Raw genomic sequence first — 14,281 nt, 5'->3', positions numbered from 1 at the left:
GCACTTCGAGCACGCAATGACCTCGCTGAACCTCACAAACCTCGCCTGGACACCCCTGGGTCACGGCCATTGCCATCACCAGTTCCAACTGCGTGATGCAACCTTGCACGTGCTCCCCGGCGAGTTCGTCGGTCTGATCGGCCCCAACGGCAGCGGCAAAACCAGCCTGCTGCGCTGTGCCTGGCGCTTCAGCAAACCCGAGAGCGGCGAGGTTCAGCTCGACCACCACAACGTCTGGAAGCAATCCTCGCGCTGGTCCGCGCAACGCATCGCCGTGGTCCTGCAGGAGTTCCCTGATGCCTTCGGCCTGACCGTCGATGAAGTCGTCGCCATGGGCCGCACACCGCACAAAGGCCTGTTCGACGGCGATACCCTCGAAGACAGAAATCTCGCGACCCAGGCCCTGAAATCAGTCGGCCTCAAAGGCTTCGAAGACCACGCCTTCGCCACCCTCTCCGGCGGTGAAAAACAGCGCGTGATCCTCGCCCGTGCCCTGGCGCAGCAACCGCAAATGCTGATCCTCGACGAGCCGACCAATCACCTCGACCCGCGCTATCAGCTCGAACTGCTGCAACTGGTCAAACGCCTGAAGATCGGCACCCTGGCGAGCATCCACGACCTGAATCTGGCGGCGGCTTTCTGTGATCGGCTGTACGTGATCAATCACGGGCGCATCGTCGCCAGCGGCACGCCCAAAGAAGTACTGACCGCCCCACTGCTGCGCGACGTGTTCGGCGTCGAAGCGCTGATCGATGAACATCCCTTGCACGGCTACCCACGAATCACCTGGATAACCCAATCATGACTTTGCGTTCCCTGCTTTGCGTCGCTTTGTTGCTGGGCAATGCCCAAGCATTTGCCGAGGCCACTCACTACCCGTTGACCGTGCAGAGCTGCAACCGCGAAGTGACCTTCAAGCAAGCGCCGAAACACGCGGTCAGCCACGACATCAACATGACCCAGATGATGCTCGCCCTTGGCCTGAAACCAAACATGGCCGGCTACAGCGGCGTCACTGGCTGGAAGTCGGTCACGCCCCAGATGCAGAACATCCTCGATGGCTTGCCGGAGCTGGCAGCCAAGTACCCGTCGGTGGAAACCCTGCTCAACGCCAACGTCGATTTCTTCTTCGCCGGTTGGGATTACGGCATGCGCGTGGGCGGTGACCTCACGCCGCAAACGTTGCAGCCGCTGGGCATCAATGTCTACGAGCTGACCGAGTCCTGCGCATTCGTGATGAAGCGTCCGCCGGCCAGCCTGGAAGACACCTACAACGACCTGCACAACCTCGGCAAAATCTTTGACGTGCAGGATCGCGCCAATGCCTTGATCGCCCAGATGCAGGCGCAAGTCGCCGAAGTGCGCAAGGAGCTGCCGGCAGACAAACCTCGCGTGTTCCTCTATGACAGCGGTGAAGACCGCGCCATGACTTCCGGCCGCCTCGGTATGCCGCAAGCGCTGATCGACGCCGCTGGCGGGCGCAATATTCTCGACGACGTCGAAGCAAGTTGGACCCGGGTCAACTGGGAGAACGTGGTCGAGCGCAATCCGCAGGTGATCGTGATCGTCGACTACGGCGAAGTCACCGCCGAACAGAAAGAGCAATTCCTGCTCAACAACAAGGCGCTGCAATCGGTGGACGCGATCAAGCATCAGCGCTTCATCGTGATTCCGTATGTACAGGCCACGCCTGGGATCGACAACGTGCTGGCGGTTGAAACCCTGGCCAAGGGTTTCCACGGCGAATGATCAATCGTCGCTACGCCTTGTTGCTGGTTGCCCTCGGCGCGTTGTTGCTGGTGTCGTGCGTGGTGTCGCTGGGCTTCGGTCCGGCGCGGGTGCCGGTGGACGTGGTGTGGCGGATTCTGTTGCACAAGATTTTCGGTTTCGGCGTGCCGGACTGGGCCGCCGGGCAGGAACATATCGTCTGGCTGATCCGCGTGCCGCGCATGCTATTGGGTGCGTTGGTCGGCGCCGGGCTGGCCCTGATCGGTGCGGTGTTGCAAGCGGTGACGCGCAATCCGCTTGCCGACCCGCACCTGCTTGGAGTCACCTCCGGCGCGACCCTCGGCGCCGTGATCGTGGTGCTGCATGTGGGTGAAATCGTTGGCTTGCTGACCTTGCCTATCGCGGCGTTTATCGGTGCGTTGCTGAGCATGCTGATCGTGCTGATGATCGCCAACCGCAACGGGCGGCTGGACAGTGATCGGCTGCTGTTGTGTGGCGTGGCGGTGTCGTTCGTGATGATGGCGATCGCCAATCTGCTGCTGTTTCTCGGCGATCACCGCGCGAGTTCGGCGGTGATGTTCTGGATGCTTGGCGGGCTTGGGTTGGCACGCTGGGAATTGCTGGCGGTGCCGGCGGCCAGCGTGTTGCTCGGGTTGGTGTTGTTGCTGGGAATGGCTCGGCCACTGAATGCGTTGATGACGGGCGAGCAGACGGCCGTGACCCTCGGCCTCAATGCTCGCACCGTGCGACTGCGGGTGTTTTTGGTTGCTTCGCTGATGACCGGGGTGCTGGTGTCGATCAGCGGCTCCATCGGTTTTGTCGGGCTGATGGTGCCGCACATTGCGCGGCGTTTGGTCGGGGCGGAACATCGGCGATTGCTGCCGGTGTGCGTGTTGTTGGGCAGCATCTTTCTCGTCTGGGTCGACGTCGCCGCCCGCACCCTGATCGCCCCCGAAGACTTGCCCATCGGCGTTGCTACCGCCGCCATCGGTGGCTTGTTTTTCATCGGACTGATGCGCCGACGCTAATCCCTTGTGGGAGCGAGCTTGCTCGCGATGAAGGCATCACATTCAGCATCACTGTGACTGACCCACCGCTATCGCGAGCAAGCTCGCTCCCACATTTGTTTTGTGTGGCCTGCAATGTCTGCGCCCCAATGTGGCGCACCTCTTCGCACCAGCGCGCCAGACGCGATCCTTCATGGTGCGTCGCCCAAACCGCGCAACCGCTCTAATACGGCATTTCCCTGCCTTTTGCCGACCAGGCACAGCCCTTGCTAAAGAGCCTTCAGTAGTCCGCATCTGCCAACCAAGAAAATTCATAAGTTCATGGAGATCGCACAATGAAGCGTCGCAGCTTGATCAAGGCTTTCACACTATCGGCATCGATTGCCGCGATGGGCATGACCTGGAGCATCCAGGCCGCCGAGACCATCAAGGTTGGTATTCTGCATTCGTTGTCCGGCACCATGGCGATCTCCGAAACGTCGCTCAAAGACATGGCATTGATGACCATCGACGAGATCAACGCCAAGGGCGGCGTGAACGGCAAGATGCTCGAACCTGTGGTCGTCGACCCGGCATCGAACTGGCCATTATTCGCTGAAAAGGGCCGTCAGTTGCTGACTCAGGACAAGGTCGCCGTGGTGTTCGGTTGCTGGACGTCGGTGTCGCGTAAATCGGTGTTGCCGGTGTTCGAAGAGCTCAACGGCCTGCTGTTCTACCCGGTGCAATACGAAGGCGAAGAAATGTCGCCGAACGTGTTCTACACCGGCGCCGCACCGAACCAGCAAGCGATCCCCGCGGTGGAGTACCTGATGAGCGAAGAAGGCGGCAGCGCCAAGCGTTACTTCCTGTTGGGCACCGACTACGTCTACCCGCGCACCACCAACAAAATCCTGCGCTCGTTCCTGCACTCCAAAGGTGTGGCGGACAAGGACATCGAAGAGGTCTACACCCCGTTCGGCCACAGCGATTACCAAACCATCGTGGCCAACATCAAAAAATTCTCGGCCGGTGGCAAGACAGCAGTCATCTCCACCGTCAACGGTGACTCCAACGTGCCGTTCTATAAAGAGCTGGCCAACCAGGGTTTGAAAGCCACTGACGTTCCGGTCGTGGCGTTCTCGGTCGGCGAAGAAGAACTGCGCGGTATCGACACCAAGCCGCTGGTGGGCAACCTCGCGGCATGGAACTACTTCGAATCGGTCGAGAATCCGGCGAACAAGAAATTCGTCGCCGACTGGAAAGCCTACGCCAAGAAACACAACTTGCCGGGCGCCGACAAAGCGGTGACCAACGACCCGATGGAAGCCACGTACGTGGGCATTCACATGTGGGCGCAAGCGGCTGAGAAGGCCAAGTCCACCGACGTCAACAAAGTCCGCGAAGCCCTCGCCGGCCAGACCTTTGCCGCGCCGTCCGGTTACACGCTGACCATGGACAAGACCAACCACCACCTGCACAAGCCAGTGATGATCGGCGAGATTCAGGCGGACGGTCAGTTCAACGTGGTGTGGCAGACCGAAGGGCCGATCCGTGCTGAACCGTGGAGCCCGTTCATCTCGGGTAACGACAAGAAGCCGGATTATGCGGTGAAGAGCAACTAAGCCACTGGATGTCGGGCACCGTGCACCACGCTCGGGCCCGACACAAATCCCTGTGGGAGCGAGCTTGCTCGCGATGGCGGTGGGTCAGACAACATCCCTGTTAATTGATAGACCGCTATCGCGAGCAAGCTCGCTCCCACATTGTCCGCGCAAGGCGACTCTCTATGCCCACTGCCCTTTACCGCTTTATTCTCGCCATCGCATTTTTATTGCCGATGGCCGCACATTCTGGCGACGCCGAAGACTTCGTCGCGGCCAATCCCGTGCAGCAAGCCAAGCTTCTGGAGGCCTGGGCCGCGCAGCCCGATCCGGCCCGTAGCGAGCTGATCAACGCCCTGCAACAAGGCGAGTTGACCGTCGACGGCCAACCGAAAACCCTGCGCCTGAACAACCGCCTGCGGGGTCTGATCGACACCGCTATGGCCAGCCACCAATTGCTCGCCACCGACGCCAAAACCCGTCTGGCCGCCGCGCAGCAATTGCAGAAAAGCGCCAAACCGGCGCAGTTGAAATTCCTCGACCAGCAACTGGCTGGCGAAAAAGATGAAAGTGTCCATGCCGCTTTGAGCCTGGCGCTGGCCAATCTGCAACTGGTGGACACCGACCCGGCCGTGCGCCTTGCTGCTGTGCGTCTGCTCGGTGAAACCGGCGACCCGCTGGCCCGCACTCGCCTCGAAAGCCTGCTGCAACCCGCTGTCGAAGCCGACGCCGGCGTACGCACCGCGGCCGAAACCAGCCTCGCTCAGGTCAAACGCAAATTGCTGATCGGCGAGATCCTCGGCCAAGCCTTCAGCGGCATGTCGCTGGGTTCGATTCTGTTGCTTGCCGCACTCGGTCTGGCGATCACCTTCGGCCTGCTCGGCGTGATCAACATGGCCCATGGCGAGATGCTGATGCTCGGCGCGTACTCGACGTACGTGGTGCAGCTGATGTTCCAGCGCTTCGCCCCGCAAGCCATCGAGTTCTATCCGCTGATCGCGTTGCCGGTGGCGTTTTTCGTTACCGCCGCCATCGGCATGGCGCTGGAACGTACGGTGATACGCCACCTCTATGGCCGCCCATTGGAAACCCTGCTCGCCACGTGGGGCATCAGCCTGATGCTGATTCAGCTTGTTCGGTTGGTGTTCGGCGCGCAGAACGTCGAAGTGGCCAACCCGGCGTGGTTGTCGGGCGGGATTCAGGTTTTGCCGAATCTGATGCTGCCGTACAACCGCATCGTGATCATCGCGTTCGCGCTGTTTGTGGTGGTGCTGACCTGGTTGCTGCTGAACAAGACTCGCCTCGGTTTGAACGTGCGAGCCGTCACCCAGAACCGCAACATGGCCGCCTGCTGCGGCGTACCAACCGGGCGTGTCGACATGCTCGCCTTCGGCCTCGGCTCGGGCATTGCCGGACTCGGTGGCGTAGCCCTCAGCCAGATCGGCAACGTCGGTCCGGACCTTGGCCAGAGCTACATCATTGATTCGTTTTTGGTGGTGGTGCTCGGTGGTGTCGGCCAATTGGCCGGTAGTGTGCTCGCCGCGTTCGGCCTCGGTATCGCCAACAAAATTCTCGAACCGCAGATCGGTGCCGTGCTCGGAAAGATCCTGATCCTCGCGCTGATCATTCTGTTCATACAGAAACGTCCGCAAGGCCTCTTCGCACTGAAAGGACGGGTGATCGACTGATGAACCAGCCCCTGATGCTCACGGCCACGCAAAAGGCCGGCCCCAAAGTCACGATCGCCGTTGGCACGGTGATCCTCGTTCTGTTGATGGCGTTGCCGCTGTTGTCGTTGTTGTCGCCGGACAGCGCGTTTCATATCTCGGCCTACACACTGACGCTGGTGGGCAAAATCCTTTGCTATGCCATCGTTGCCCTCGCGCTGGATCTGGTCTGGGGATACGCCGGTCTGCTGTCCCTTGGTCACGGCTTGTTCTTCGCCCTCGGTGGTTATGCGATGGGCATGTACCTGATGCGCCAGGCGTCGGGCGATGGCTTGCCGGCGTTCATGACCTTTCTGTCGTGGACCGAATTACCGTGGTACTGGACCGGCACCAGCAGTTTCCTCTGGTCGATGTGTCTGGTGGTGTTGGCGCCGGGGTTGCTAGCGCTAGTGTTCGGCTTCTTCGCCTTCCGCTCGCGGATCAAGGGCGTGTATTTCTCGATCATGACCCAGGCCCTGACCTTCGCCGGAATGCTGCTGTTCTTTCGAAACGAAACCGGGTTTGGCGGCAACAACGGCTTCACCAATTTCCGCACGATTCTCGGGTTTGGCATTACTGAACCGGGGACTCGCGCAGTGTTGTTTTTTGCCACGGTGGTGTTGCTGGTGGCGAGCCTGTTCATCGGTTGGCGGCTGGCGCAAAGCAAGTTCGGCCGGGTGTTGACCGCGCTGCGGGATGCGGAAAACCGCCTGATGTTCTGCGGTTACGATCCGCGCGGTTTCAAGCTGTTCGTCTGGGTGTTGAGCGCAGTGTTGTGCGGCCTGGCCGGTGCGTTGTACGTGCCGCAAGTCGGGATCATCAACCCGAGCGAAATGTCACCGACCAACTCCATTGAAGCCGCGGTTTGGGTGGCGCTGGGTGGTCGCGGCACGCTGATCGGCCCGTTGCTCGGTGCCGGCGTGGTCAACGGAATGAAGAGCTGGTTCACCGTGGCCTTCCCGGAATACTGGCTGTTCTTCCTCGGCGCGCTGTTCATCGTCGTGACCTTGTACCTGCCCAAAGGCGTGATCGGTCTGCTTAAAAAAAGGGGTGAGCAATGAGAGTGACTGCGACGGCTGAATTCATGCTCGAACCAGCGTTTTTTCCGCCACTGGAGCCCAACAGGGACGCCGGCAGCAGCCGCGACGCCATCGGCCTCGGCCAACGCGTCGGCCCCGGCCTGAATACTCGCCACGGCACGATCCTGACCCTGGAAGACATCAGCGTCAGCTTCGATGGTTTCAAGGCGCTGAACGATCTGAACCTGTACATCGGCGCCGGCGAACTGCGCTGCATCATCGGCCCCAACGGCGCGGGCAAGACCACGCTGATGGACGTGATCACCGGCAAGACCCGCCCCAGTCACGGCAAAGCCTGGTTCGGTGAAACGCTCGACCTGACGCAGATGAGCGAAGTGCAAATCGCCCAGGCCGGCATCGGTCGCAAGTTCCAGAAGCCGACAGTGTTCGAAGCCTTGAGCGTTTTTGAAAACCTGGAGCTGGCGCAAAAAACCGACAAGTCGGTGTGGGCCAGCCTGCGGGCTCGCCTGAGTGGCGAACAGAAAGATCGCATCAGCGAAGTGCTGGAGACCATTCGCCTGACCACGTCGGTCAATCGTCCGGCGGGTTTGTTGTCCCACGGTCAGAAGCAGTTTCTGGAAATCGGCATGTTGCTGATGCAGGACCCGCAACTGCTGCTGCTCGACGAGCCGGTGGCGGGCATGACCGACGCCGAAACCGAATTCACCGCCGAACTGTTCAAGAGCCTGGCAGGCAAACATTCGCTGATGGTGGTGGAACACGACATGGGCTTCGTCGGCTCCATCGCCGACCACGTCACCGTGTTGCACCAGGGCAGCGTGCTGGCCGAAGGGTCGCTGGAGCAGGTGCAGGACAACGAGCGCGTGATCGAGGTTTATCTCGGTCGCTAGCCCTAGGACTGTAGGAGCTGTCGAGTGAAACGAGGCTGCGATCTTTTGATCTTGATCTTTCATGGAATTGCTGAAGATCAAAAGATCGCAGCCTCGTTTCACTCGACAGCTCCTACAGAGATCTACAGGGCGGGATGGAACAGAAGGAATTTGAAATGCTGCAAGTCGACAAGCTGCACCAGTATTACGGCGGTAGCCACATCCTGCGGGGCCTGACGTTTGAGGTGAAGGTCGGCGAAGTCACCTGCCTGCTCGGCCGTAACGGCGTCGGCAAGACCACCCTACTCAAGTGCCTCATGGGTTTGCTGCCGGCCAAAGAAGGCGCGGTGAACTGGGAAGGCAAACCGATTACCACGTTCAAACCACACCAGCGGGTTCACGCCGGGATCGCTTACGTGCCTCAGGGTCGGGAAATTTTCGGCCGGCTGACCGTGGAAGAAAACCTGTTGATGGGCCTGTCGCGATTTCCCGGTGCTGAAGCCAAGGAAGTCCCGGCGTTCATCTACGAACTGTTTCCGGTGCTGCTGCAGATGAAGCAACGGCGCGGCGGCGACTTGTCCGGTGGCCAGCAGCAGCAATTGGCGATCGGCCGCGCATTGGCCAGCCGTCCACGCCTGCTGATTCTCGACGAGCCCACCGAAGGCATCCAGCCATCTGTGATCAAGGAAATCGGCGCGGTGATCAAAAAGCTCGCAGCCCGTGGCGACATGGCAATTCTGCTGGTAGAGCAGTTCTACGATTTCGCCGCCGAACTGGCCGATCAGTACCTGGTGATGTCCCGGGGCGAAATCGTGCAACAGGGTCGCGGAGAAAATATGGAGGCCGAGGGTGTACGCGGTCTGGTTACGATCTGAGCGGTGTACTGTCAACTGTCATTGAGACACCGGGGGCGTGCGGCGTGCCAGCGTATAGGGAACCCAATCCGCCGTGACCGGGCCGCGATATCCAACCCAGATGGTGCCTGGATCGAGGACACGCAACTGGCCGATGCTCACCATCCGCCGGATCCGGCTCTCGGGTGTCGAGCCCATTCGGAATTTAGGATTGCCGGATGCGTTTTGCGGATTGATGGAGTACGCCACCAGAGAGCCATAGGGACTTGAAACATAATTATGTTTAAAGAAATCCACATGCTTGAAAGTTAAAGCGATATCGCCTATCGAAGGGAGCGCGATATACAACTTGACCTGGTCCTCGTTGTAGGAGGGGTACTTCCTGGCAATCTGTTCTTCATATTCCGGATGGGTGTGATAAAGGCCCATGCAACGGTATCCCGCTGGGTGACTGATCGTCTGGGTCTGTTGGTCGAACGGTAGCAAACGCTCAAAATCAACTGAAGTCGTCTCACCTTTTATAGGTGTTGTCGCGACAAACTTGCCGTCGGGGCACTGCAATATGAGCGCACCGTATTCTCTGTCGTTCGTGCGTGCATGCTGGTGAAGCCAATACGCCGCATCGTCCACGCAAATGAAAGGTTGGCTCACGGGTGGCAACACCGGCGCGGTCGAAGCTGTTGGTTGTACAGAATCAGTAGAAGTGGTCATCAAGAGACTCCAGGAAGTTAAGCCGCCCCGCTGGAGGAGGGGGCGTGCGCTTGCATCCTGGATTCTTTGCAACCACGCAAGGCGGTATATATGTCTCACATCTGCGCCAAGCACCAATTTATCGCACCGCGCTCGATACGACGCCTCGTATCGGTGCACAGCGACGATGAACAGCCGCTTCCTGCCTGCCATATCTGCCGGCACAGCCTTTGCACAGATCCTGACGACCTCACGATAAGCACTGACTATGACTCTTCCAGCTTCTGGCGCCTTGTTTACCCCCAGTTGGCATGCCGAACTGGAGTTAGGCTATGCCCGATTCGGCGACAGTACCCGGCCGGTTCAGCGCCGCCACCTGGGCCCGCTGCGGGTGCAGAAGCATCTGTATGCCGAAGGGCCGCAAGTGTGCCAGCACATCATCGTTCACCCGCCGGGCGGAATTGCCGGCGGTGATCGGCTGGATATCTCGGCCAGCGTCGGCCGCGATGCCTGGGCGCAAATCACCAGCCCTGGCGCGGCCAAGTGGTACCGCGCGGCAGGGCCGGCTTATCAACAACTCGACTTGCGCGTGGCCGCCGGTGCGACACTGGAATGGCTGCCACAGGAGACGATCATTTTCAGTGCAGCGCAGGCTGAACTCAGCACCTCCATCGACCTTGAGGGCGATGCCCGACTGTTCTATTGGGACGTCGTGGCGCTGGGCCGCCCGGCCAGTGGCGAGCGTTTCGACCTCGGGCATTTTCAGGCGCAGCTGGACATCCGCCGCGACGGTCAGTTGCTCTGGCATGAACGCCAGCGCATTGTCGGAGGTGATGGTTTGCTTGATTCGCCGATTGGGCTGGATGGGCAGCCGGTGTTTGCCACCCTGCTGGTGACCGGAGAGATCGATAGTGATTTGCTGGAGCGTTGTCGCTCGCTGCCCCATGACGTGCGCGGAGATCTGACCCAGTTGCCGGGACTGTTAGTCGCACGTTGCCTGGCCAGTGAAGCGCTGTTGGCGCGGGGCTGGCTGATTGATTTGTGGCGGTTGCTCAGGCCTGCGTTGCTCGGCCGAGAAGCCGTCCCACCACGAATATGGAGCACCTGAAACACGATCAATGTGGGAGCGAGCTTGCTCGCGATGGCGTAAGCACACACAACATTGACGTCACCAGACACACCGCTATCGCGAGCAAGCTCGCTCCCACAGGGGTTTTGTGTTTACAGCCTTAAATACTTTTTTATCTGCCGATATGGATTCCAAACGATGGACCTGACCCCACGCGAAAAAGACAAGCTGCTGATCTTCACCGCCGGCCTCGTGGCCGAGCGACGTTTGGCGCGCGGCGTGAAACTCAACTACCCGGAAGCCATGGCCTACATTTCCGCAGCGCTGCTCGAAGGCGCGCGTGACGGCCGGACCGTGGCCGAGCTGATGCACTTCGGCACCACCCTGCTCAGCCGCGAACAAGTGATGGAAGGCATCCCGGAAATGATCCCGGAGATCCAGGTCGAAGCGACCTTTCCCGACGGCACCAAACTGGTCACCGTTCACCAACCGATCGCCTGAGGCCGCGCCATGACTTACCACATCCGCGATGCAGCGCATGCCGACTTGCCGGCGATCCGCGACATTTACAACGACGCCGTGCTCAACACCACGGCGATCTGGAACGAACAGGCCGTGGACCTGGGCAACCGCCAGGCCTGGTTCAGCGCCCGGCAATCCCAGGGTTATCCGATTCTGGTGATCGTCGACGGCGACAACACTGTGCTGGGCTACGCTTCATTTGGTGACTGGAGACCGTTTGACGGTTTCCGCCACACCGTCGAGCACTCGGTTTACGTGCGCAGCGACCAGCGCGGCAATGGCCTCGGCCCGCGGCTGATGGAAGTGCTGATCGAACGCGCCAAAGGCTGTGACAAACATGTGATGGTCGCCGCCATCGAAAGCGGTAACGCCGCTTCTATTCGCCTGCATGAACGAGCCGGTTTCGTGACGACCGGCCAGATGCCCCAGGTGGGCACCAAGTTCGGTCGCTGGCTGGACCTGACCTTCATGCAACTGACCCTCAATCCTGGCGCGGAACCGCCGACCGCCAACAAGGAGTAATTTGCCATGAACGCCGCCCAACTGCGCCGCGTCAATGTTGAAAGCTTTGCGCACTATCGTCAGGGTTTGATTGATCTGCTGCTCGACGCCGTCGGCTATGGCGCCAGCGTCGGGTTCATGGCCAATCTGGACGCCGCCCAGGCCCGAGCCTATTTCGATGATGTTCAGGAGAACCTGAACAAGGGCAACGTGCTGCTGTGGGTGGTGGTCAAGGACGAGCAAGTGCAGGCCAGTGTGCAACTGACCCTGTGCCAGAAAGCCAATGGCCTGAACCGCGCCGAAGTGCAAAAACTGCTGGTGCGTGAACATGCGCGTCGCCGGGGTCTGGGCCAACAGTTGATGAGTGCACTGGAAACGGCCGCCCTCCAGCACAAGCGCGGCATGCTCTACCTCGACACCGAGGCCGGCTCCCCTGCCGAAGACTTCTACAAGGCGCTGGGTTACACCCGCGCCGGCGTAATCCCCGACTATGCCTGCGACCCGAGCGGTCGCTACAAGCCGACCGCCCTCTACTACAAGATCCTCCAGGGAGCCCATTGATGATTCCCGGTGAATACCAGATCCAGCCCGGCGACATCGAACTCAACGTTGGCCGTCGCACCCTCAGCCTGAAGGTGGCCAACAGCGGTGACCGGCCGATCCAGGTCGGTTCGCATTACCACTTCTTCGAAACCAACGATGCGCTGACGTTCGACCGCGCCGCCAGCCGCGGCATGCGCCTGAACATTCCCGCCGGCACCGCCGTGCGCTTCGAGCCGGGACAGAGCCGCGAGGTCGAGTTGGTCGACCTGGCCGGACATCGCCGGGTGTTCGGGTTTGCCGGCAGGATCATGGGTGACCTGTAAGTAATGCAGTGCCGGCTCTGGCCCCATCGCGAGCAAGCTCGCTCCCACAGGGGAACGCGGTCAACTGTGGGAGCGAGCTTGCTCGCGATTAGCGAGCTATGCGAGCGGTCTCAAATTCAATTGAATCTCAAGGCGAACGAATGAAGATTTCCCGTCAGGCCTACGCCGACATGTTCGGCCCCACCGTCGGTGACAAGGTCCGTCTGGCCGACACCGAGCTATGGATCGAAGTCGAGAAAGACTTCACCACCTACGGCGAAGAAGTGAAATTCGGCGGCGGCAAAGTCATCCGCGACGGCCAGGGCCAAAGCCAATTACTCGCCGCAGAGGTCGTCGATACCCTGATCACCAACGCGCTGATCATCGACCACTGGGGCATCGTCAAGGCCGACGTCGGCCTCAAGGACGGCCGCATCGCCGCCATCGGCAAGGCCGGCAACCCGGACATCCAGCCGAACGTAACCATCGCAGTCGGCGCCAGCACCGAAGTCATCGCCGGTGAAGGCATGATCCTCACCGCGGGCGGCATCGATACCCACATCCACTTCATCTGCCCGCAGCAGATTGAAGAAGCATTGATGAGCGGCGTCACCACCATGATCGGCGGCGGCACCGGCCCGGCCACGGGCACCAATGCAACCACCTGCACGTCCGGACCATGGCACCTGGCGCGCATGCTCCAGGCCGCCGATGCGTTCCCGATGAACATTGGCTTCACCGGCAAGGGCAACGCCAGCCTGCCGGAGCCGTTGATCGAGCAGGTCAAGGCCGGCGCCATCGGGCTGAAGTTGCACGAAGACTGGGGCACCACCCCGGCGAGTATCGACAACTGCCTGAACGTCGCCGACCAGTACGACGTACAAGTGGCGATCCACACCGACACACTCAACGAATCCGGTTTCGTCGAAACCACCCTTGCCGCCTTCAAGGGCCGCACTATCCACACCTATCACACCGAAGGTGCGGGTGGCGGTCACGCGCCGGACATCATCAAGGCCTGCGGTTTTGCCAACGTGCTGCCGAGCTCCACCAACCCGACCCGGCCGTTTACCCGCAACACCATCGACGAACACCTCGACATGCTGATGGTCTGCCATCACCTGGACCCAAGCATTGCCGAAGACGTGGCCTTCGCCGAAAGCCGCATCCGTCGTGAAACCATCGCCGCCGAAGACATCCTCCACGATCTCGGTGCGTTCTCGATGATCAGCTCCGACAGCCAGGCCATGGGCCGCGTTGGCGAAGTCATCACGCGCACCTGGCAGACCGCCGACAAGATGAAAAAACAGCGTGGCCCATTGCCCGGTGACGGCGAAGGCAACGACAATTTCCGCGCCAAACGCTACATCGCCAAGTACACGATCAACCCGGCAATCACCCACGGCATCAGCCATGAAGTGGGCTCGGTCGAAGTCGGTAAATGGGCCGATCTGGTGCTCTGGCGCCCGGCGTTTTTCGGGGTCAAACCGACGCTTATTCTCAAGGGCGGTGCCATCGCGGCCAGCCTGATGGGCGATGCCAACGCGTCGATCCCGACGCCGCAACCGGTGCATTACCGTCCGATGTTTGCCAGCTACGGTGGTTCGCTGCATGCCACCAGCCTGACCTTCATCAGCCAGGCGGCGCAGGAGGCCGGGCTTGCTGAAGCACTGGGTTTGAAAAAGAAAATCGCCGTGGTCAAAGGTTGCCGCGACGTGCAGAAAACCGACCTCATTCACAACGATTATCTGCCAAGTATCGACGTCGATCCGCAGACCTATCAGGTCAAGGCTGACGGCGTTTTGCTGTGGTGTGAACCAGCGGATGTGCTGCCGATGGCTCAGCGCTATTTCCTGTTTTGATCGGTTAA

Annotated in this window: 15 protein-coding genes; 14 read left to right on the top strand and 1 reads right to left on the bottom strand. The window is 60.4% G+C overall.

Annotation, left to right across the window (positions count from 1 at the left end):
* The first annotated feature begins 16 nt into the window (after window positions 1-16).
* The 8 genes from ACA079_RS02880 to urtE all read left to right on the top strand — a co-directional run bounded on the left by ACA079_RS02880 (window position 17) and on the right by urtE (window position 8,805).
* A complete protein-coding gene (locus ACA079_RS02880) occupies window positions 17-805 on the top strand; it encodes an ABC transporter ATP-binding protein (RefSeq protein WP_497704275.1) in 789 nt (262 codons plus the stop codon).
* Window positions 802-1,749 carry an ABC transporter substrate-binding protein gene (locus tag ACA079_RS02875; protein ID WP_497702508.1) on the top strand — a complete coding sequence of 316 codons (948 nt, stop codon included), beginning with the start codon at window positions 802-804 and terminating at the stop codon, window positions 1,747-1,749. The genes ACA079_RS02880 and ACA079_RS02875 overlap by 4 nt, the downstream gene beginning before the upstream one ends.
* Entirely contained in the window at window positions 1,746-2,756 is a 1,011-nt protein-coding gene (locus ACA079_RS02870; RefSeq protein WP_497702507.1) for a FecCD family ABC transporter permease, read from the top strand. The genes ACA079_RS02875 and ACA079_RS02870 overlap by 4 nt, the downstream gene beginning before the upstream one ends.
* Before the next feature lie 314 nt (window positions 2,757-3,070).
* Window positions 3,071-4,336: an urea ABC transporter substrate-binding protein gene (urtA, locus tag ACA079_RS02865; RefSeq protein WP_497702506.1), complete on the top strand. Its 1,266-nt coding sequence runs from the start codon at window positions 3,071-3,073 to the stop codon at window positions 4,334-4,336.
* 164 nt (window positions 4,337-4,500) lie between these two features.
* A complete protein-coding gene (gene urtB, locus ACA079_RS02860; protein ID WP_497702505.1) occupies window positions 4,501-6,003 on the top strand; it encodes an urea ABC transporter permease subunit UrtB in 1,503 nt (500 codons plus the stop codon).
* Window positions 6,003-7,082, top strand: coding sequence for an urea ABC transporter permease subunit UrtC (urtC, locus tag ACA079_RS02855; protein ID WP_497702504.1), 1,080 nt, complete (start codon window positions 6,003-6,005; stop codon window positions 7,080-7,082). The genes urtB and urtC overlap by 1 nt, the downstream gene beginning before the upstream one ends.
* Window positions 7,079-7,951, top strand: coding sequence for an urea ABC transporter ATP-binding protein UrtD (gene urtD / locus ACA079_RS02850; RefSeq protein WP_497702503.1), 873 nt, complete (start codon window positions 7,079-7,081; stop codon window positions 7,949-7,951). The genes urtC and urtD overlap by 4 nt, the downstream gene beginning before the upstream one ends.
* 155 nt (window positions 7,952-8,106) lie before the next feature.
* The gene (gene urtE / locus ACA079_RS02845; RefSeq protein ID WP_123358638.1) at window positions 8,107-8,805 is read left to right on the top strand and encodes an urea ABC transporter ATP-binding subunit UrtE; all 699 of its coding nucleotides are present in this window, start codon (window positions 8,107-8,109) and stop codon (window positions 8,803-8,805) included.
* An 18-nt stretch (window positions 8,806-8,823) separates the two neighbouring features.
* Here the strand turns inward: urtE and ACA079_RS02840 are convergent, their stop codons facing one another.
* The gene (locus ACA079_RS02840; protein WP_497702502.1) at window positions 8,824-9,495 is read right to left on the bottom strand and encodes a DUF4329 domain-containing protein; all 672 of its coding nucleotides are present in this window, start codon (window positions 9,493-9,495) and stop codon (window positions 8,824-8,826) included.
* A 247-nt stretch (window positions 9,496-9,742) separates the two neighbouring features.
* Here ACA079_RS02840 and ACA079_RS02835 point away from each other — a divergent pair, with 247 nt between their 5' ends.
* From ACA079_RS02835 to ureC, 6 genes are all read left to right on the top strand, one after another.
* Window positions 9,743-10,582, top strand: a complete 840-nt coding sequence (locus tag ACA079_RS02835) for an urease accessory protein UreD (RefSeq protein ID WP_497702501.1) — start codon at window positions 9,743-9,745, stop codon at window positions 10,580-10,582.
* Between the two features lie 159 nt (window positions 10,583-10,741).
* Window positions 10,742-11,044, top strand: coding sequence for an urease subunit gamma (ureA, locus tag ACA079_RS02830; RefSeq protein WP_033055605.1), 303 nt, complete (start codon window positions 10,742-10,744; stop codon window positions 11,042-11,044).
* 9 nt (window positions 11,045-11,053) lie between these two features.
* Complete coding sequence (locus tag ACA079_RS02825; RefSeq protein ID WP_497702500.1) at window positions 11,054-11,587, top strand: GNAT family N-acetyltransferase; 534 nt, start codon at window positions 11,054-11,056, stop codon at window positions 11,585-11,587.
* A 6-nt stretch (window positions 11,588-11,593) separates the two neighbouring features.
* Window positions 11,594-12,127 (top strand): GNAT family N-acetyltransferase, encoded by a 534-nt coding sequence (locus ACA079_RS02820; RefSeq protein ID WP_056746283.1) that lies wholly within the window; start codon window positions 11,594-11,596, stop codon window positions 12,125-12,127.
* Window positions 12,127-12,432, top strand: a complete 306-nt coding sequence (locus tag ACA079_RS02815) for an urease subunit beta (protein ID WP_030128285.1) — start codon at window positions 12,127-12,129, stop codon at window positions 12,430-12,432. The genes ACA079_RS02820 and ACA079_RS02815 overlap by 1 nt, the downstream gene beginning before the upstream one ends.
* A 140-nt stretch (window positions 12,433-12,572) precedes the next feature.
* The gene (ureC, locus tag ACA079_RS02810; RefSeq protein WP_497702499.1) at window positions 12,573-14,273 is read left to right on the top strand and encodes an urease subunit alpha; all 1,701 of its coding nucleotides are present in this window, start codon (window positions 12,573-12,575) and stop codon (window positions 14,271-14,273) included.
* The last annotated feature ends 8 nt before the right edge of the window (window positions 14,274-14,281 follow it).

The sequence above is a fragment of the Pseudomonas sp. LBUM1645 genome (assembly GCF_059716185.1).
This window is presented reverse-complemented; position numbering and strand designations above follow the sequence as displayed.